Source organism: sulfur-oxidizing endosymbiont of Gigantopelta aegis, assembly GCF_016097415.1.
Taxonomy (GTDB): domain Bacteria; phylum Pseudomonadota; class Gammaproteobacteria; order GRL18; family GRL18; genus GRL18.
The window spans coordinates 3,673,778-3,692,022 of sequence record NZ_JAEHGE010000001.1; the positions used below are offsets into that span (position 1 = coordinate 3,673,778).

At 39.9% G+C, this 18,245-nt stretch carries 18 protein-coding genes, 1 other RNA gene and 2 pseudogenes; 14 read left to right on the forward strand and 7 right to left on the reverse strand.

Going from position 1 to position 18,245, the window contains the following annotated elements; genetic code table 11:
- Positions 1 to 315 precede the first annotated feature (315 nt).
- Positions 316 to 1,077: a spondin domain-containing protein gene (locus tag JEU79_RS18890; protein ID WP_198265355.1), complete on the forward strand. Its 762-nt coding sequence runs from the start codon at positions 316 to 318 to the stop codon at positions 1,075 to 1,077.
- Between the two features lie 116 nt (positions 1,078 to 1,193).
- Here the strand turns inward: JEU79_RS18890 and JEU79_RS18895 are convergent, their stop codons facing one another.
- Positions 1,194 to 1,631 carry a sulfur globule protein CV1 gene (locus JEU79_RS18895; RefSeq protein WP_198265356.1) on the reverse strand — a complete coding sequence of 146 codons (438 nt, stop codon included), beginning with the start codon at positions 1,629 to 1,631 and terminating at the stop codon, positions 1,194 to 1,196.
- Between the two features lie 250 nt (positions 1,632 to 1,881).
- Between JEU79_RS18895 and ssrA the strand changes: the two genes are divergently transcribed.
- From ssrA to istB, 5 genes and pseudogenes are all read left to right on the forward strand, one after another.
- Positions 1,882 to 2,241: a transfer-messenger RNA gene (gene ssrA, locus JEU79_RS18900) on the forward strand.
- Positions 2,242 to 2,569: 328 nt separating this feature from the next.
- Positions 2,570 to 3,253 carry a hypothetical protein gene (locus JEU79_RS18905; RefSeq protein ID WP_198265357.1) on the forward strand — a complete coding sequence of 228 codons (684 nt, stop codon included), beginning with the start codon at positions 2,570 to 2,572 and terminating at the stop codon, positions 3,251 to 3,253.
- Positions 3,247 to 4,143, forward strand: coding sequence for an IS66 family transposase (locus tag JEU79_RS18910; RefSeq protein ID WP_198265358.1), 897 nt, complete (start codon positions 3,247 to 3,249; stop codon positions 4,141 to 4,143). The genes JEU79_RS18905 and JEU79_RS18910 overlap by 7 nt, the downstream gene beginning before the upstream one ends.
- A 48-nt stretch (positions 4,144 to 4,191) precedes the next feature.
- Positions 4,192 to 5,683, forward strand: a pseudogene (istA, locus tag JEU79_RS18915) (IS21 family transposase).
- A gap of 54 nt (positions 5,684 to 5,737) precedes the next feature.
- Positions 5,738 to 6,429: pseudogene (istB, locus tag JEU79_RS18920) on the forward strand (IS21-like element helper ATPase IstB).
- A 650-nt stretch (positions 6,430 to 7,079) separates the two neighbouring features.
- Here istB and JEU79_RS18925 read toward each other — a convergent pair.
- Positions 7,080 to 7,451 (reverse strand): hypothetical protein, encoded by a 372-nt coding sequence (locus tag JEU79_RS18925; RefSeq protein WP_198265359.1) that lies wholly within the window; start codon positions 7,449 to 7,451, stop codon positions 7,080 to 7,082.
- An 81-nt stretch (positions 7,452 to 7,532) separates the two neighbouring features.
- A complete protein-coding gene (locus JEU79_RS18930) occupies positions 7,533 to 7,859 on the reverse strand; it encodes a hypothetical protein (RefSeq protein ID WP_198265360.1) in 327 nt (108 codons plus the stop codon).
- 516 nt (positions 7,860 to 8,375) lie between these two features.
- Between JEU79_RS18930 and JEU79_RS18935 the strand changes: the two genes are divergently transcribed.
- The 4 genes from JEU79_RS18935 (at position 8,376) to JEU79_RS18950 (ending at position 11,258) form a co-directional block, all read left to right on the forward strand.
- Positions 8,376 to 9,344 carry a transposase gene (locus tag JEU79_RS18935; protein WP_281400979.1) on the forward strand — a complete coding sequence of 323 codons (969 nt, stop codon included), beginning with the start codon at positions 8,376 to 8,378 and terminating at the stop codon, positions 9,342 to 9,344.
- A gap of 56 nt (positions 9,345 to 9,400) precedes the next feature.
- Complete coding sequence (locus JEU79_RS18940; RefSeq protein WP_198265362.1) at positions 9,401 to 9,748, forward strand: antibiotic biosynthesis monooxygenase family protein; 348 nt, start codon at positions 9,401 to 9,403, stop codon at positions 9,746 to 9,748.
- A gap of 193 nt (positions 9,749 to 9,941) precedes the next feature.
- The gene (locus tag JEU79_RS18945; protein WP_198265363.1) at positions 9,942 to 10,385 is read left to right on the forward strand and encodes a hypothetical protein; all 444 of its coding nucleotides are present in this window, start codon (positions 9,942 to 9,944) and stop codon (positions 10,383 to 10,385) included.
- A 441-nt stretch (positions 10,386 to 10,826) separates the two neighbouring features.
- Positions 10,827 to 11,258: a hypothetical protein gene (locus JEU79_RS18950; protein WP_198265364.1), complete on the forward strand. Its 432-nt coding sequence runs from the start codon at positions 10,827 to 10,829 to the stop codon at positions 11,256 to 11,258.
- Positions 11,259 to 11,435: 177 nt separating this feature from the next.
- Here JEU79_RS18950 and smpB read toward each other — a convergent pair whose 3' ends face one another.
- On the reverse strand, positions 11,436 to 11,909 hold the full coding sequence (gene smpB / locus JEU79_RS18955) for an SsrA-binding protein SmpB (RefSeq protein WP_198265365.1): 474 nt from the start codon (positions 11,907 to 11,909) through the stop codon (positions 11,436 to 11,438).
- 109 nt (positions 11,910 to 12,018) lie between these two features.
- Here smpB and JEU79_RS18960 point away from each other — a divergent pair, with 109 nt between their 5' ends.
- The 3 genes from JEU79_RS18960 to JEU79_RS18970 are packed head-to-tail and all read left to right on the forward strand — an operon-like array spanning position 12,019 to position 14,354.
- Entirely contained in the window at positions 12,019 to 13,485 is a 1,467-nt protein-coding gene (locus JEU79_RS18960; protein ID WP_198265366.1) for a sodium-dependent transporter, read from the forward strand.
- A 32-nt stretch (positions 13,486 to 13,517) separates the two neighbouring features.
- Positions 13,518 to 13,949: a type II toxin-antitoxin system RatA family toxin gene (locus tag JEU79_RS18965; protein WP_198265367.1), complete on the forward strand. Its 432-nt coding sequence runs from the start codon at positions 13,518 to 13,520 to the stop codon at positions 13,947 to 13,949.
- A 33-nt stretch (positions 13,950 to 13,982) separates the two neighbouring features.
- Positions 13,983 to 14,354, forward strand: a complete 372-nt coding sequence (locus tag JEU79_RS18970; RefSeq protein ID WP_198265368.1) for an RnfH family protein — start codon at positions 13,983 to 13,985, stop codon at positions 14,352 to 14,354.
- Here the strand turns inward: JEU79_RS18970 and JEU79_RS18975 are convergent.
- Positions 14,336 to 14,926, reverse strand: a complete 591-nt coding sequence (locus tag JEU79_RS18975) for an outer membrane protein assembly factor BamE (protein WP_198265369.1) — start codon at positions 14,924 to 14,926, stop codon at positions 14,336 to 14,338. The two genes, JEU79_RS18970 and JEU79_RS18975, sit on opposite strands and share 19 nt — an antisense overlap.
- Positions 14,927 to 15,087: 161 nt before the next feature.
- On the opposite strand from JEU79_RS18975, the gene fur reads away from it, so the two are divergent.
- A complete protein-coding gene (fur, locus tag JEU79_RS18980; protein WP_198265370.1) occupies positions 15,088 to 15,507 on the forward strand; it encodes a ferric iron uptake transcriptional regulator in 420 nt (139 codons plus the stop codon).
- 16 nt (positions 15,508 to 15,523) lie between these two features.
- On the opposite strand, the gene recN is transcribed toward fur, so the two are convergent.
- Together recN and JEU79_RS18990 are read right to left on the reverse strand one after the other, a co-directional pair.
- Complete coding sequence (gene recN / locus JEU79_RS18985; RefSeq protein WP_198265371.1) at positions 15,524 to 17,236, reverse strand: DNA repair protein RecN; 1,713 nt, start codon at positions 17,234 to 17,236, stop codon at positions 15,524 to 15,526.
- Between the two features lie 35 nt (positions 17,237 to 17,271).
- Positions 17,272 to 18,177, reverse strand: coding sequence for an NAD(+) kinase (locus JEU79_RS18990; RefSeq protein WP_198265372.1), 906 nt, complete (start codon positions 18,175 to 18,177; stop codon positions 17,272 to 17,274).
- Between the last annotated feature and the right edge of the window lie 68 nt (positions 18,178 to 18,245).

Genomic DNA, 18,245 nt, shown 5'->3' on the forward strand with positions numbered 1-18,245 from the left:
TGTTTGTTAAAAAATTCGTGGGGATCCCTCAGCTGTTAATTATTAACTAAAATCCAGCCTAGTCAAATTCAAAACACATTTTATCACAAATATCACCAAGCAAAAATATTCTCTTTACATATCATTGTGCTTATTTGTAGCGTTAGTTATTGTGTGATTCATAACTCAATTCAAACCGAAATAATCACAATTCAGACACGTTTTAATCACGAATAAGTTAAACAATCGTGATTATTTTGTGATGATTCAACGATGAAAATACAAGGATAATACAAACTCATTTTATTGACATGGTTTCAAAACAAGGAGAGAACAATGAGTTTTAAACTAAAATCCCTATCAGGTACAATCAAAACATCATTACTTATGATGTCCTTAGCGCTACCAATGGCTGCACAGGCGAAAGATATTTCGGTAAAAATAACCAACCTGACAAATGGTTTTTATTTCACCCCGTTAATCGTCACTGCCCATAATGACGATGTAAATTTTTATGACTTGGGTGAACCGGCCAGTGATGCACTACAGGCGATGGCTGAAGGTGGTAATATCAGCGGCTTAGTTGCCGAAGCGGAAGAAGAAAATGCTGATGTGGCGACTAATCCTGCCGGTGGTTTATTGGCACCGGGCAAATCAGCAACAGCCGTTCTAAAGAAGCTGAATCACCATAATAAATATCTGTCAGTGGCGGCGATGCTATTGCCAACCAATGATGGCTTCTTTGCTGCAGATGGCATAAAAATCCCGAAGCGCGCAGGCACTTATACTTATTATTTGAATGCTTATGATGCAGGCACTGAAGCTAATGATGAAATTATCAATGGCGGTGGCGCACCTAACTCACCGGGAATCCCAGTTGCCCCCGGTGGTGACGGTGGTATTGGTGCTTCGGGTGTAACAACAGAAGAAGCGAATAAAACCGTTCACGTACACCGTGGTACTTTAGGTGATGACATTGCTGAAGGTGGCCGCAGTGACTTAGATAGTAGTATCCATACTTGGCTAAACCCGGTAGTAAAAATGGAAATCACCGTTAGCTGTAATAAACGCCATTATTATGGCAAAGGCTGTCGTTAAGACTCATTTTTAATATTCCAGTAAAACAAAAAAACCGGAAGCATGCTTAAATGTTTCCGGTTTTTTTATGGATAGAAGCCTAGCTTAAAAATGCTAGTGCTCGCTATTATCAATACTTATTTAGTTGCCGTCGGTGCTACTGCTGGTGCAGCAACAGGTGCTACAGGAGCACGATAGCCATAAGGAGGATAACCATTAGGTGCATAACCACGGTTATCATAGCGGTTGTCGCCATAAGTGTTCATGCGATTATCCCAATTGTTATAGCCATTGCCATAGGCATTTCCCGTCATGGCGCTGCGTGAATTACCACGACCGCGACCGCGACCACTGCCTTTAATAGTGATTTCAAAATCACCATCCATATCGGCATCACCAGAACCATCACCCCAACCATTGCCATAGCCATTACCATAAGCATTGTTGTTCATGTTGTTATAGCCGTTGCCATTCCAGTTAGTGTTACTATTGCTGTCATCAGCCCACCAAGCGCTAGCGGTCATAGAAAGGCTAGTCAGACCTGCCACAGCAGCTGCAATTATTAGCTTTTTCATTTTATACTCTCCAGTATCCTGTTTCTCAGCATTGTTAATCCCTTTGTCGTTTTTTTAGGATTATTAATACTTTAATCGTGTTTTCTTAATGTGTGTGATAAGTATATTTGTATTTATTAATATAAACAATTAGTGATTCCCCTAATGTTTTACATTTTTCTTAATATATACCACAAGTTAAGCCTATTTTCTCTGTTTTGAGACCTTAGAGATTGAAAAAGCCCGGCTTCGCCCCTATAATTATACATAAGGGGATGAAATGGCTTCGACAGAGATTGGACCCCTAATGTTCATGCCGAGTGATTTCAGTACTCTCGTTAAAAAGTCTGGAAACCTAAAGTAATTGCAAACGATGATAATTACGCTCTAGCCGCTTAAAAACCAGCTAGCTTTTGACAACCTTTATCTGTGGGGGTTACTCAGAAGTCACTTTACACAGTTTTCGCCCGCTATTCAGTCCGAGTTTAGCAGGTTAAACTTAAACGGACTCGTGAGCTTCTGTCCTGGCTACCCGCCAGAAACTCATTAAAACTATCGGTAGTGCTAAGCATGTGAAAGGCAGAAGGCAGAATGTTTTTGGACGCGGGTTCGACTCCCGCCATCTCCACCAATCATACTAAAGCGATACTAAAAAGGACTCATTTGAGTCCTTTTTTATTGCCTCAAATAAGCGTAAAATCAGCATCTTACTAAGGAATTCTGTAACTTCTCAATAAGTCTGTGCAAAACTTGAAATAAAAACAAAAAAAGTCTTGACAGCATTTTAGAGGACAAAAATTGCATTTTCACTGCCCCATGTAATTTATCCCTATAAATGATCCTGTCGATCTGTCTCAGATCGAAATAGAATATTTTTGAATATTATCTTAACTGAGAGGGAGTTTGATCAACACAGGGCAAACTAAAGAGCCTTAAAAAGCCATGATACAATTGTTTTATTGAAAACAACCTGTATTGATTATAGTGAAAAATTACCTCCAATTCCAGAGATACCTGAAGAAGAAAAGACACCGGTAGTCCGATTACTCCTTGCTTTCATGGAGCAACAACAGGAAATCATTCAAAACCAACAGGTTGAAATCGATGCCCTTAAAACAGAAGTTGCTAAGCTTAAAAAGCTACCTCCAAAGCCTAAAATAAGAGCCAGTAAATTGCCAAAGGATGATGACAATGATAATCCGACAGGTCATTCAGGAAGCAAGAAAAACAACTCAGGAAATGGGACTAGTAAAAGTCGTAAACGAAAGAAGAAATTGGCTATTCATAAAACCACCGTTATCAAACCAGATAACCTGCCAGAACATTCACGTTTTTTAGGGTATCAGGATTATTTTGTTCAGGAGCTGCTGATTAAGCCTTTCAATACTCGTTATCGATTGGCTCGCTATAAAACACCTGATGGTGATACCTGTATAGGAAAATTGAGCTTTGATACACATATAGGACATTTTGGCCATACATTACAGAGTTATATCGTTTATCAATATTATCACCAGAGAGTGACTCAGCCATTGATAATACAACAATTAACAGAATTAGGTTTTGATATTTCAACGGGTCAGATCAATGAGATTTTAATCCATGACAAAGACCATTTTCATACTGAAAAAATACATTGCTAACTGCCGGTATCAACAATAGTACTTATATCCATGTTGATGATACGGGTAGTCGTCATGATGGAAAGAATGGTTATTGTACTCACGTTGGCAATGAAACCTTTGCCTGGTTTTCAAGTACTCGATATAAGAGCCGGATTAATTTTCTACAATTGTTACGAGGTGCTGCTGTTGATTATACGCTCAACGATGCAGCACTTGATTATATGAGAGCAGAAAAATTACCTCACAAGCCATTGAGCGTTATTGAACAAAGTCATCAGACTTGCTTTGATAATGAAGAAGCCTGGAAATACTATCTGCAGAACAATAGTATCATAACACAACGGCATGTTCGCATTGCCACAGAAGGCGCTTTACTGGGGGCATTAATTAACAGTGGCTTTCCAAGTGATTTGGTGATTGTGAGTGATGATGCAGGACAATTTGATATTTTGTTGCACGCATTATGTTGGATACATGCAGACAGAGTGTTTCAGCGGATACTACCACTCAATGAGCGACATGATAAAGAACTGAACTGGGTACATACTCAGATTTGGGAACTATTTTATGATCTCAAACAATATAAACTTGAGCCAGATGATCCGTTGAAGTCAGCGATTGCTGAACATTTTGATGAATTGTGCCGGACTAAAACAAGCTTTGAAACGTTGAATCAGGCACTGAAACGATTGGCAAGAAATAAAACAGAATTACTGCTGGTATTGGAACGGCCTGATATTCCTCTTCATAATAATTTGAGTGAAAATGATATTCGAGAATATGTTATTAAGCGTAAAATTAGTGGTAGTACACGCTCAAAGGATGGGCAACTTTGCAGAGATACCTTTGTCAGTTTAAAGAAAACTTGTATTAGGCGACAATTAACTTGTCCGGTCGGCGACAACTAGCTTGGCCGGTTTGATACACTCCAGACACATTAATCGAGAAGGATTTTTATGTCTGGAAAATCAATTACCCAAGAACAGGTCAAGTTATACATGTCACATCGAAAACAACCGAATCACACTCAAGCTTCATCAGCAGCCAAAGCAGGATTTTCAGAAAGATCAGCGCGACGCATTGATACAGGTAAGCACCCCGGCGGCGGCACACAGCCCAGACAGTACAAAACTCGAAAAGATCCCTTAAATGGTGCTTTTGAACAACATTTAGTGCCCTTACTTGAGATTGAGCCCAAACTACAGCCCATTACCTTATTAGAAGCACTGGAAGAGCTAGAACCCGGTCAATTTGACAACACTCACCTAAGAACACTGCAACGCCGAGTCAAACGCTGGCGTGCTCAGGAAGGACCGGAGCAAGAAGTTATTTTTCAACAAAAACACATTGCCGGTGATATGGGTATTTCAGATTACACCTGGGCTAATGAGCTTAAAATCACGATTGACGGAGAAGAGTTTAAACACAAACTTTATCACTACCGATTGGTTTATAGTGGCTGGACTTATGTTCAAGTTGTCTTAGGTGGAGAGAGCTTTGAATCTCTTTCTTCAGGCTTACAAAATGCGCTATGGCAATCAGGCGGTGTCCCTGTAAGCCACCGAACCGATAGCCTAAGTGCTGCATTTAACAATCATTATGAACAAGAAAAGCTGACCGAGCGTTATGAAAATTATGTCAATACTATGGTATAAAAGCCACTCGAAACAATAAAGGCATTGCCCATGAAAATGGAGCCATTGAATCCCCTAATGGTCATTTAAAACGCCGAATCGAACAAAAGCTACTCCTTCGTGGCAGTCGAGATTTTACCGCCTTATTGGATTATGAAGCCTTTATTGATGACATCGTTCGCCAAATAAACATACGCTGTAAAACACGATTTAATGAAGAAAAAGCACACTTAAAACCGCTTCCCAGCCGCCGCACCAATGGCTTTAGTGAGCTCTATGTTAAAGTCACCACAAGGAGTACCATTTCAGTTAAACGAGTCACTTATACCGTACCCTCCCGATTGATTGGTACCACGTTATTGATCCATATTTATGATCAACATTTAGATTGTTTCTATGGTCATGAATTGACCTTAAGTTTAAAGCGTATTTATGCACACCGCCATATCCGTTCGCGTTCAATCAATTATAAACATATCATTCACTCGTTAGCCAAAAAGCCCAATGCCTTTAAATCATCGGCTTACCGAGATGATATTGTCCCAGAAGGTGATTTCACCCTGATTTGGGAAAATCTCAAACAAACGGGCATTCATGATGATGATTGCCGTTACATGGTGAGCTTGCTGTCCATTGCCGATGCCTATGATTGTGAAGCAGCGCTGGGTCGTTTTGTCTTAGCCTCGTTAGAAGCCGGCAGTCGAGTTTCCATCAAAGCGTGCCGTGACTTTTTGCGCCCATGTCGGTTGATAGACCTCAGTACACCAGTCAGCAACATGACTTATCGACCTACAATGTATTACTGGGGAATTAATATGGCCAATGCACAAAGTTTACCGTTTTACTCAAAGAATTACGTTTAACGACCATGGTCAAACAATGGCAGCAGGTTTCACAAAAGCCATTGAATTAGATTGGGAGCCTGAATTATTTTTAGCCCATTTATGTGAATTAGAAACCAGTTACCGGCATGACAATAAATTAAAGCGCTTATTAAGAGAAAGCAAACTACCCATTGGTAAACAGTTATCACAGTATGACTTTAATGAAATAACCGGTGTGACAGCCCAACAGCTCAAACAAAAATTACTCAGTTAGACTGGCTCAGGCAAGGACATAATCTGCTTTTATTTGGTGCCAGTGGTCTGGGGAAAACGCATTTAGCCGCCGCTATTGGTTACGCACTCATCGAGCAATCAGTGCGGGTTAAATTCATGAGCAGCACTTCATTGGTGCAAATGCTTCAAAAGGCAAAAGAAGCGTTATCTCTGGAATTTGAACTGAAAAAGCTGGATAAATATGAGTTACTTATTCTTGATGATATTGGCTATGTCAAAAACCAATAGTGAAAGCCAGGTACTATTTGAATTAATTGCGCACCGATATGAACGCAATAGCTTGCTCATTACCTCAAACCAGGCTTTCAGTGAATGGGATAGTATCTTCACTGACAATATGATGACAGTGGCTGCCATTGACCGACTCATTCATCATGCGTCTATTTATCAAATTGAAGGCGACAGTTATCGTAGAAAACAAGCGATGAAAGGCTTAGATTAATGGCTAACTCATTGATCGCTGAACATTTTAAAAGCAAGATAAAAAGCATAGAGCGGGCGAAAAGCCAAAAAGCTCAAAGTGGCCTCGTGCAAGAGCAAAAGCCGCACATCGGTCGCTTTTCGCCCTAGAGCCAGATCAAGAGCAGCGACTAAAGAAAAATCAAGTTAAAAAGAAGAGCAGACAATTAAAGGAGAATAATCGATTGTAAAAAACTCACTATGAATAAAATAATAAATTAGAAACCGGCCAAGCTAATTGTCGCCAACCGGACAAGGTAGTTGACGCCAGATAGAAAGGCAAAGTTATCAAAGTTGATACTTTTACTGGGAAATTAACCGCTGAAAATGTTGAACGGGTACGTCAAAATGGAATTAATTTTAAAAAGTCACCAATTATTTGCAGCAGTGTAGGGAAGTCTATCTTATCGTCTAAATCAAAATTATCAGAGGCATGGGATGAGATCTACTTAATTATGACGAGTACGAAAAATTCTTCTTGGGCTCCTGATACTGCAGAAGACAATAAAAGACGAATCGAAATTCATATAAAACCAACAATAACAGTTTCTGCCTCTCGCTCAACACTCGCCCAAACCCGCTTATTTCTAATGGGGGTTCGAAAAGGAACGACATTATCATCTTCTGCTACTTTCATAATAGATTCAGCAGCACGAATATGAGATTGTACGGTATAAACGGCAGCCACTTGTGCCATACGTTTTCGGTCTTTTTCTCTCCCTGATTCAGACGACTTTTGAGCTTCTTATTCTTCTGGGCATTTTTCTTTGTGCATTCTCTTAAACCTTCAGGTCGCATAACTATCCCTTTTCCATCAAGGTTAAGACCAGCAAATCTGATGTTTTTCGGGTTCAATAAATCGTTTTTCTTATAAAAACCTTCAAAATCCTGAGCAACATCTCTCACTATATTGAGGCGCTGTCTTTTGGGCACATGACCAGCAGTTGTACTATCAATACTTTCAACGACATCATCGAATGAACCTCGAATGGCTTCTTTAGACACTCTGAAATAAATACCATCACTGTAGCTGTTAGTTGATAAATTCAGTTCAGCATCAATAGGAAATAAACTGTCTTTATTTCTTTAACTATAACCATTTATGGTGGCAGTGACCTGACCAAACAAACTATTCAGCGAACGATGGGTGTTTGTACGGACATAATTCAGCTTGTCTCCTGAAACGGTGTTAACACAGCTTCTTTTTTCCTCGTTGGCGGCTTTTAAATCAAGCCAGCCCTGCAGTAGTCGTCTTAAAATTTCCTGACCTTCCTTGTTAATAAAATCTTCTATGTCACCATGTTCACAATTTTTATGTTTATCTGTTTGTAATTGTTTAATCAACTGTTCAAGTTGATCCTGAGCACCAGAAAAGAATGAATAATCGTTTGAATTTAGGTATGCTATGTTCATGAGAGAGGTCTTTTTATTGGGTTATGAAACTAAGAAGCTTATAAAACAATATTTTGATCTTTCTTCACTCATCAAAGCGGAGAAGAGCCATTAACTATTAAATTTATTGTTTATTTTCATCGTTTTAGAAGATCTGCACACATAAAGTTTCACCTCTTCGAACAGCAACCAAAGAGGCTGGTAAATTGTTGCGTTCAAATAAACTCTACGTAAACAAATGGTAGTAATATGGAAGTACTATGTGTTACTGATTAGCTCAGACTTTATCTGGCAGTTCCCCATTTTTTTAAGATGTCTGTCAGATGAGATTTTATCTAAATTCTTTTTTTCCAAAAATAATTACCATCAATTTAAGTACCGATTGGAGCAAGTCCACATAGTTGTGGGCGAGTAATAAATTTTCATACTGAGTAATATAGATTCATACTAAATATTAGGTCGTATTAGTCAAAAGTAAAGAATAAAGGGGTCAAGAATAATATTCACTATTTATTTTAAATTTGTTATGCTTGACATATGCCCAGACCACTACGAGTTGAATACGAAAATGCCTGTTACCATGTCATGAATAGAGGGCGTGCTCGTCACGATATATTTCATGATAAAAAGTACTACCAGTTGTTTTTAAACACACTTGCAGAAGCTCATAAACGTTTTGGTATACAAATACAAAGCTACTGCTTAATGCGAAATCATTACCATCTCCTGATAAAAACGCCAGAAGGAAATTTGGGGCGTGCTATGCGGCATGTTAATGGCTTATATACTCAACGCTATAATCGTATGAGAACCACTGACGGCCCCCTTTTTAGGGGGCGATACAAGGCAATATTAGTAGAAGAAGATAGTTATCAGTTGCAATTATCACGTTATATTCATAGAAACCCGCTTGAAGCAGGTATTGATGTGGAATTAGAACTCTATCCCTGGAGTAGTTATGCTTATTATTTGGGTAAAGAAGTTGCGCCAGAGTGGCTCTATCCTCAGGAGATATTAGCTCAGCTTAATACGCTCCATAATGTGTTTGAAAAATATCAAGCTTATGTTGCCCAGGGGGTTGATGAGGAATTAAAAGAATTTTACAGTAAGGGAAATATCGTTCCTTTTTTAGGGAGTGAATCATTTCGTGAATGGGCATATCAACAAAGACAAACAGACGAACAGGAATTAACAAAAGAAATTCAGAAGATATTTCGCCCGAGTATTGAAAGTATAATAATAAAAACAAGTGAACATTTTAAAGTAAGCAAGCAATCAATCACTCAAAGTCAACGAGGTCGAGTAAAAAATAATATACCTCGATGGGTGGCAATGTATTTGGCACAGGAAATTGCAACAGCTAAGCTTAAAGAAATTGCTGAAAAATTTGGTTTGAAAAGTGTCGGAAGTATTCCAACGACTATTAAAAAACTAAAGTGCCTACTAGATAAAGATAAAGTATTATTAAATATCATTGAAGAAATAAATGATGAATATGATTCTTGACCCCTTTTGTCTTTTGTGACACCTTTTTTTTTCTTTTGTAGTTAAGGAAGCAAAAAATGATTGCAGTAATTTTTGAAGTCTTTCCTGCACCAGGGAAAAAAGCTGAATATTTAGAGATAGCAGCAGAATTAAAGCCGCAACTGGAAAAAATTGATGGTTTTATTTCAATAGAACGTTTTGCTAGTTTAGCAGAGGAGGGCAAGGTCTTATCCTTGTCTTTTTGGCGGGATGAAGAGGCGATTGCGACATGGCGAAACCTAGAGTCACATCGTTGCGCTCAGGCCAAGGGGAATGACAGTGTGTTTAGTGATTATCGTTTGAGAGTTGCTGATGTGAGCCGTGACTATGGCATGAATGAACGAGATCAAGCGCCAGAAGATAGCCAATATAAACAAAGTTCCTGAGTGCTAGGTGGAATAGGCGAGTTTAAAGTTAAAAAGAGTAAATGAAATTAAAAAATGCAATTTGATAAGATATTAGAAGAGCTGAACAAAGCTTCTCTGTTTGAGCTTTATCGTTTAAGTCAGGCTATTTGGACTCAATTAGATGATCCTGAACGCAATTAACAGATAAGACATCAGCTTCGAATGGGTCAGGATGTCAGTTATTAGTTATTTTGATATGCAAGAAAATAGGTTAATTGATGCGATTATTTTGGGTGTAAAAAGAACACGGGTATTAGTCAAGAATAAACATAATGGCGAACAATGGAATATTTATTTTTATCAACTCAATTTAGATGCGACGAATGTGGATATAAAACCTCGTCAAGAAGCAGGCATCGATAGAAATTCTTTAAAAGTGAATGATTATGTCAGTTTTATTGATAATACCGGTCAGGAAGTTTTTGGTCAGGTGTTTAAATTAAACCCTAAAACAGCGGGTGTGTTAGTGGGACAGTCGAGATGGCGTGTTAATTATCGTTCTTTAAATTCCGTACTGGATGGGCAAATGGGTGAACAACTGATTTTAGATTGTGATGTGATTAACCTAAAAAAATCAGTTGAACCTACTGCGACCGCCTTATGCACTGAATCTTAAGGATTTTCCAGAACATTTTGACTTCACCCGTAGGGTGACTACGAATAAAGCCAAAATAACCTATAAAACCCTTAACCTTCAGCACCTAAGTCGTTCTCGCTACGATTCAACTGATTATTTTAGGATTAAGAAAGAATAAATAGGGCGCTGAAAAATTGATCATAAAAAAGCTAGTGCTAGCGCATGGCTCTAAGGGCATTCACTGTTAACCTAGAAGAATAATTTTTAAAAAGATTTAAAAAAACAATATTAGTTGTTGCTAATGTAATAAATCGGATATATACTCTACTTAACTAATAAAGAAAATGAAAAAAGAGCTTGTTTGTTTTGAGTTGTTTTTATCATTTTTAATGTACATCGAGCTATATTTTATTTGTTACCCCGCTTTTTTTAGGTAGCATAAAACACACTAAAATAACGTTCTATACTTTGGAGAGTATCATGAAAAAATTATTAATTGCTGCAGCAATCGCTGCTACTACTGCGTCTATGGCTGTTTCAGCTTCTTCTTGGAACCCAATGGGTGACGGAAACAACAACTCAAACTGGAATGGTAACGGCTATAACAACATGAACAACAATGCTTATGGCAATGGCTATGGCAATGGTTGGGGTGATGGTAGCATGGACAGCGACATGGACGGTGATGTTGAAATCACTATTAAAGCACGTGGCCGTGGCCGTGGAAAAGGTAACACTCGTGGTTCAGCTTACGGAAATGGTAACAGTAACTACAATGGTTATAACAACATGAGCAACCGTTTCAATGGTTATAACAACTATGCAAATCAGCCTGGTTATGGTTATTACCCACAACGTCCTATGGCGCCAGTAGCTGCACCTGTGCAAGCTCCAGTACCTGCTGCTAAGTAATCTTTTTGCAGTAGTTTTGATTTGCCTCAGTAAACCCTCGGTAAACGAGGGGGTTACTGGGGCTGATCATCCATGTCTTTAGCAATATCCTTCTTTATAAATACCTTCTTTATAAATACCTTCTTTATAAATACCACAGTCATTTCAGACTACTTATTATCTATTTTTTAGCATCCACTATTTCATTTTTGCTATGCGTGCTTTGTCACGATTCCAGTCTTTCTCTTTTTCTGCCGCACGTTTATCATATTGGTGCTTACCTTTAGCTAGCGCTATCTTTAATTTAACTCGGCTACCTTTCCAATATAAAGACAATGGCACAACCGTATAGCCTTTGCGCTCTACCGCACCGACTAGACGTGATAATTCAGCGGCATGCAACAAGAGCTTTCGACTACGCTGTTGCTCTGGTGAGACGTGGCTTGAAGCTTGAATGAGTGGCGTGATCACGGCACCATAAAGAAAGGCTTCACCGTTGATTAACTGGATATAAGCTTCACTGATTTGTGCTTTGCCCGCACGAATACTTTTGACTTCCCAGCCTTCAAGAACCAAACCCGCTTCAAAATCACCTTCTAGGCTGTAATCATGACGCGCTCTTTTATTTTGAGCAATCGTGTTGCTTGATGTTTTCTTTTTCTTTTTTCCCATAATCGTAATTATACAAAAAAATGCTACAATACGGGAAAAAATAAGCATAAAAATACATATTTAAAGTTATTCATTCAGTCCAAGCCATTAAATCAAGGAAAAGTCTTACATGTCCGAAGCCGTGACAACTGCAAGCGAATCATCACAGGGGAATTTAGGCGGTCGTGAACAATGGTCTTCGCGACTAGTTTTTATTCTGGCAGCGACCGGTTCGGCGGTTGGTTTAGGTAATATCTGGAAGTTTCCTTATATTACCGGTGAAAATGGTGGTGGTGCTTTTGTCTTAGTTTATCTGCTCTGTATTGCGGCTATCGGTATCCCGATTATGATGGCAGAAATTATGCTGGGACGTCGTGGTCGCCAGGATCCCGTCAGCACCATGAAAAAACTGGCACAAGAATCAGGCCACTCTCGCTCTTGGGGCTTATTGGGCTGGATGGGGGTGATTGCTGGGTTCTTAATTCTTTCTTATTATAGTGTGATTGCCGGTTGGGCAATGGCCTATGTGCCTCGTATGGCATCGGGTGTTTTTACTGGCATGGATTCGGCAGCCGTGAACAATGTGTTTGCTGAACTGGTGAGTAATCCCGAAGTTTTGATTACCTGGCATAGTTTGTTTTTATTTATGACCATGGCAGTAGTGGCTCGCGGGGTTCGAGGTGGTCTGGAAAAGGCTGTTACTTATTTGATGCCAATGCTATTTGTACTACTGCTTATCCTTATTTTTTATGCCATAGGTACTGGTCATTTTGAACAGGGACTACAGTATTTATTCACCCCCGATTTTTCTAAGATCACCACCGAAGGTATCCTCAGTGCCATGGGACATGCCTTTTTTACCCTGAGTTTAGGCATGGGCGCGATTATGGTTTATGGCTCTTATTTGCCCCCGGGTACTTCGATTGCCAAGGCTTCTATTGCTGTGGCGTGTATGGATACACTGGTGGCTATCATGGCGGGTATGATTATCTTTCCCATTGTTTTTGCCAATGCTTTAGAGCCTTCTGCCGGTCCTGGGCTGATTTTTAAAACCCTGCCGCTGGCATTTTCGCACATGGACTATGGTCGCTTTTTTGGTACTTTATTTTTTCTACTCTTAGTTTTTGCAGCTTGGACTTCTAGTATTTCGTTGATTGAACCTGCAATCACCTGGGCTATGAAAACCTTTCAAATTACACGTATAAAAGCAGCGGTGATTTCAGGGGGATTGGTTTGGTTTGCTGGTTTATTGACAGTATTTTCCTTTAATTTGACCAGTGAATTGACTATTACTTCAACAATTTCAACTCAGTACGGTGAATTTGTTATTCTCAAAGATGCGACGGCATTTGATTTTCTGGATTATTTGACTTCAAACATTATGTTGCCATTGGGTGGCTTGTTGATTGCCGTTTATGCGGGTTGGTTGATGAAAAAAGAATATTCCCGAGAAGAACTTAATGTTAACCGATTCTGGTATACTATCTGGTCTCTTTTAGTGCGCTTTGTCGCTCCCATAATGGTGGTAATTGTGTTCCTCAATGCTATGGGTGTAGTGGCATTTATTCGTACTATGTATGGTAGCTTTGGCTTTTAGATTTTTGATAGAAAGATGTCTGTGGAGTGTGTGTGACCAGTATTAGTAAAACCGCTTTGATCCCTTATAGTGCAGCAAAAATGTATGATTTGGTGGCTGATGTTGATAGCTATGAACAATTTTTACCCTGGTGTGGCGCATCAAAAATTCTCGATAAAACTGATGATGAAGTCACTGGACGGGTGGAAATTCAACACCTGGGCTTAAACAAAACCTTCACCACGCTCAATCGAATGCAAAAAAACAAACTGATTGAAATGCGCTTAGTTGATGGCCCGTTTAAGCAATTGCATGGTTTCTGGCGCTTTGATGCCCTGGATGAAAATGGTTGTAAAATCTCTTTGGATTTGGAGTTTGAATTTTCCAGTAAAATGATGAGCATGGCCTTTGGCCCGATTTTTAGTCAAATTGCCAATAGTATGGTTGATGCGTTTTGTAAGCGTGCAGTCGTAGTTTATGGTTAATCTATTTTCAGGGAGCTTATAGTGGACAGTGAAATGATTGTGAATAAACATCCAAGACAAATCATTGTGGAAGTTGCTTACGCAACACCCGCATCACAGCTTATTTATACTGTTGAAGTGGATGAAAATGCCACAGTAGAAGAGGCTATTTTGGCTTCAGGAATCATGGATGAATACCCAGAAATTGATTTAAGCGTCAATAAAGTGGGCGTTTTTAGTAAGCTAACGAAGCTGGATAAACCACTACAACACAAAGATAGAATTGAAATATACAGAAAACTAATCGCCGATCCCAAAGCAGTCAGAAAACAACGCGCCGCAGAAGGCAAAAAAATGAAAAAAGGGGGGCAATTAACCATTGCCCCCCCCCTCAAAATAATTAAATATCACTCACCACTGGTTTGAGGCGATGGGTCAATAACGCCTGTCGGTGTTTCGCCTTCACCGCGTGGATTCACTGGAACATCACCATCTGTAGGAATACCCCGGTGTTCATCAGACCATGAGAAAAATTCTACAAGGTTATCCCAATAACCTTTTTCGCCTTGCTCCGAGCCTTCTTCATAGTCTTCCAATGGCACCACAACGATTTCTGTGGATGAACGTACTTTTTCAGCTTTATCACCCGGACGGAAAGTGCCTTGCAAATTAACCAGCTTGCCTGTTTTATTAAAGAAAACAGTGACTTGTTTCTGTTCTAATTCACCATAACCAGGCTTAAAGCGGTAGAGGTAATCCCAACGATTATCATGAAATGAATCATCCAGCATGGGAGTGCCCATAATAAAGCGTACTTGCTGTTTATTCATGCCGGGACGTAGTTGATTGACCTGATCCTGTTCGACTACATTGCCCTGAGGGATATCAATTTTATGTACCCTAGGTAGGCCAATATCGGAGAGATCAGGTGCCCATGAACAGGAGGATAAAAGCAGGATTAGCATCGAAATGATACTGGTAATAATAATATTTCGCATTTGTATAATGATTTCTTTTTTAAATTCTGTATACTATTTTTAATTATCTGAATTGATTGAATGAACGGATAATACAATATTATCAGTTAAAAAGCACCTGCATTCTTGTATTAAGGGTGTATTAAAAGCGTATTTAAGAGAGTAATTAAGGCTTAATCTTTATGAATAATGTAGATCTCAAGAAAGCAGGTTTAAAAGCAACGCTGCCCCGATTAAAAATTTTAGAATTATTAGAAAAGGGTGATGCCAGACATTTAAGTGCTGAGGATGTCTATAAGAAATTGCTGGAGCTTGGTGACGATGTAGGTTTGGCGACTGTCTATCGGGTGCTGACGCAATTTGAGTCAGCAGGATTGGTGTCTCGTCATCATTTTGAAGGAGGTCATTCGGTTTTTGAACTGAATCAAGGCACTCATCATGATCATTTAGTCTGTGATAAGTGCGGTAGAATTGAAGAGTTTTATGAAGAAACTATCGAAAAATGCCAGCACAAGGTCGCTGATAAACTCGGTTATAAAATGACTGACCATAGTCTTTATATCTACGGTGTCTGCCCTGATTGTCAAAAGGATGAATTGTAATAAACTCAGGCTTTGATTAGCTGAGGTCAAGTACCTGCTTGCGCATTTCGCGTGCATGAGAGCGGGTTTGTTCTGTAATTGTCATCCCACCCATCATTCTGGATAATTCTTCGATGCGCTGCTCTTCATTGAGTAAATTAATATGGGTTTCTGTCTTTTGTTCATCACTTTGTTTATACACGTTGAGATGTTGATGCGCTTGTGAAGCCACCTGTGCCTGATGGGTGACACAGAGAATTTGTGCCTTTTTTGAGCGCGATTCGGTATTGTCTGGGTAAGAATTACTGCCTAGTAGACGTAGCTTCTGGCCGACCATTTCGGCAATTCCCCCACCGATACCGACATCCACTTCATCAAAAATCAGTGTTGGTGTTTGACTGAATTCGGCTGTGACCACCTGAATTGCCAGACTGATACGTGATAATTCACCCCCGGAGACCACTTTTGATAAGGGCCTTAAGGGTTGCCCAGGATTGGTGGTGACATAAAATTCAATGCTTTCCATGCCATGTAATTGGGGCTCGACTGATTCAATTGCTAAGGTTCTGATTTCAAAAATACATCGTTCCATTCCCAGCTCATGAATATGTTTGATGACTTGCTCTGCGAGTAGCAACGCGGCTTTATTACGTTGAGTGCTGAGCTTTTTGGCCAGTTTGAAATATTGCTTTTTTGTCTTGGCAACGGCAGCTTGTAATGTATCCAGATGGACATCTGCATTTTCTAGTTGTTCTAGCTCTTGAGTGAGAGTCGCAATGTGAGCAAACAATTCATGGGTTTCCACCCGATGCTTACGAGCCAGATCATAAATACCACTAATGCGTTCATCCAGCCATTTAAGCTGTTTCGGATCCAGCTCCAGAGTTTCTAAATAATGGCGTAACTCAGAGTCAGCTTCATCGACCTGAATAATGGCATTATTGATTAATTCGCTTATGGGCAGCAGGCTGGGATCGAGTTCGGCTATTGCCTGTAACTCAACGAGGCAATGGTTCAATAAGTGGTTGATGCCGTTTTGTTCATCCTGTGCTAATTGAAAATGGATCGTTTGTGAGGTTTCGATTAAACGATTCGCATTACTGAGTTTTCGGTGTTCGTCTTCTAAACCGGCAAGCTCATTTTCTTGCAGGTCAAATTCTTGTAATTCCTTAACCTGAAAGCGTAATAGTGCTAATTTGGCCTCTCGCTCGGCAGTATCTTGTTTTAGTTGTGCGTATTCAGAGGCTGTTTTTTTCCATTCTCGATAGCAAATATTCAATTCTTTACGTAGCGGTGTGGTGCCGGCAAAATTATCCAGCAATAATCGTTGCTCATCGGTTTTTAATAAGGCCTGATGCGTGTTCTGACCATGTATGTTGACCAATTGCTCGCCCAGTTCACGTAAAATTTGCAAGGGGATAGGATGGCCATTAATAAAACCACGGGAACGCCCTTTGGCATTTATGGTTCGACGGATCAGACACTCACCATCACTGTCTAAGTCATTATCTTTGAGCCATTGCTCCACCACCGGATCTTGCAGGTCAAATTCAGCGACAATATCGGCACGGTCGGCACCATGACGAATAGCAGAGGCCTCGGCGCGATCACCAAGCACCAGTCCCAGCGCATCAATTAAAATGGATTTACCGGCACCTGTTTCACCCGTCAACACGGTAAGGCCGGCATTCAGTTCTAGCTCCAATGAGTCAACGACAGCAAGGTTTTTGATGGTTATATGGCTTAGCATTTTTCTGTTTTCTTAATATTTGATTTTTTTGAGGGCTAATTACGCAGTTTTTCACCCCAACGCAATTTGGCGCGGAGGATTTCAAAGTAGTCATAATCTTTGGGGTGCAAAATAGTGATGTGTTTAGGGTGGCGCATGATTTTAACTTGATCACCGGGCAATAAATTAAAGTTAATCTGGCCATCATAAGTGACCTGAGCCTGAGTAGAAAAACGATCACTAACAATAATATCGATCTCACTTTCACCGGAAATTACCACAGGTCGATTGCTCATGGTATGAGGACAAATAGGCACTAACTCCATGACATTCAGTGAGGGGTATAAAATAGGCCCACCACCTGAGAGAGAATAGGCTGTAGAACCCGTTGGGGTAGAAATAATCAGGCCATCGGCATGCATAGAATGCATGAATTTCTTATCGATATAAGTCTCAATTTCGATCATTCGGGCAACATCAGACTTGTGAATAACGACATCATTAAAGGCATTGCCACCACCAAAATAGGCACCGTCGCGTTCGATTTCACTGATGATTAAAAAGCGGTTTTCTTCAGTATATTCACCGGCCATGATTTCATCTAGGGCTTTATGCACATCAATGGCACATAAATCCACCAGAAATCCCAGATGACCCAGATTAATGCCCAATAAGGGGACGCCAAAGCCAACCAATGTTCGGGCGGCACTGAGTAATGTGCCATCGCCACCAACAATAATGATTAAGTCACATTGTTCACCCAATTGTGTACGGGTGGCGATTTCAATTTCATGATCGGTGAATACGGCGGCGGTACTTTCATCGAGAAAGACATCACAACCCCGCTCGGTAAAATATTCGTGCAAGCTCACTAGGGCATCACCGACACTGGGATCGGCATATTTACCAATCAGACCAATACTGGAAAAGCTTCTTTTTTGTTGTGTGTCCGTTGTACTCACCGTTAGCAGGCCTTTTTAAGTGTTAATTAAGCTATGAAATTAGCACAAAAATAGCATAAACAAAACAA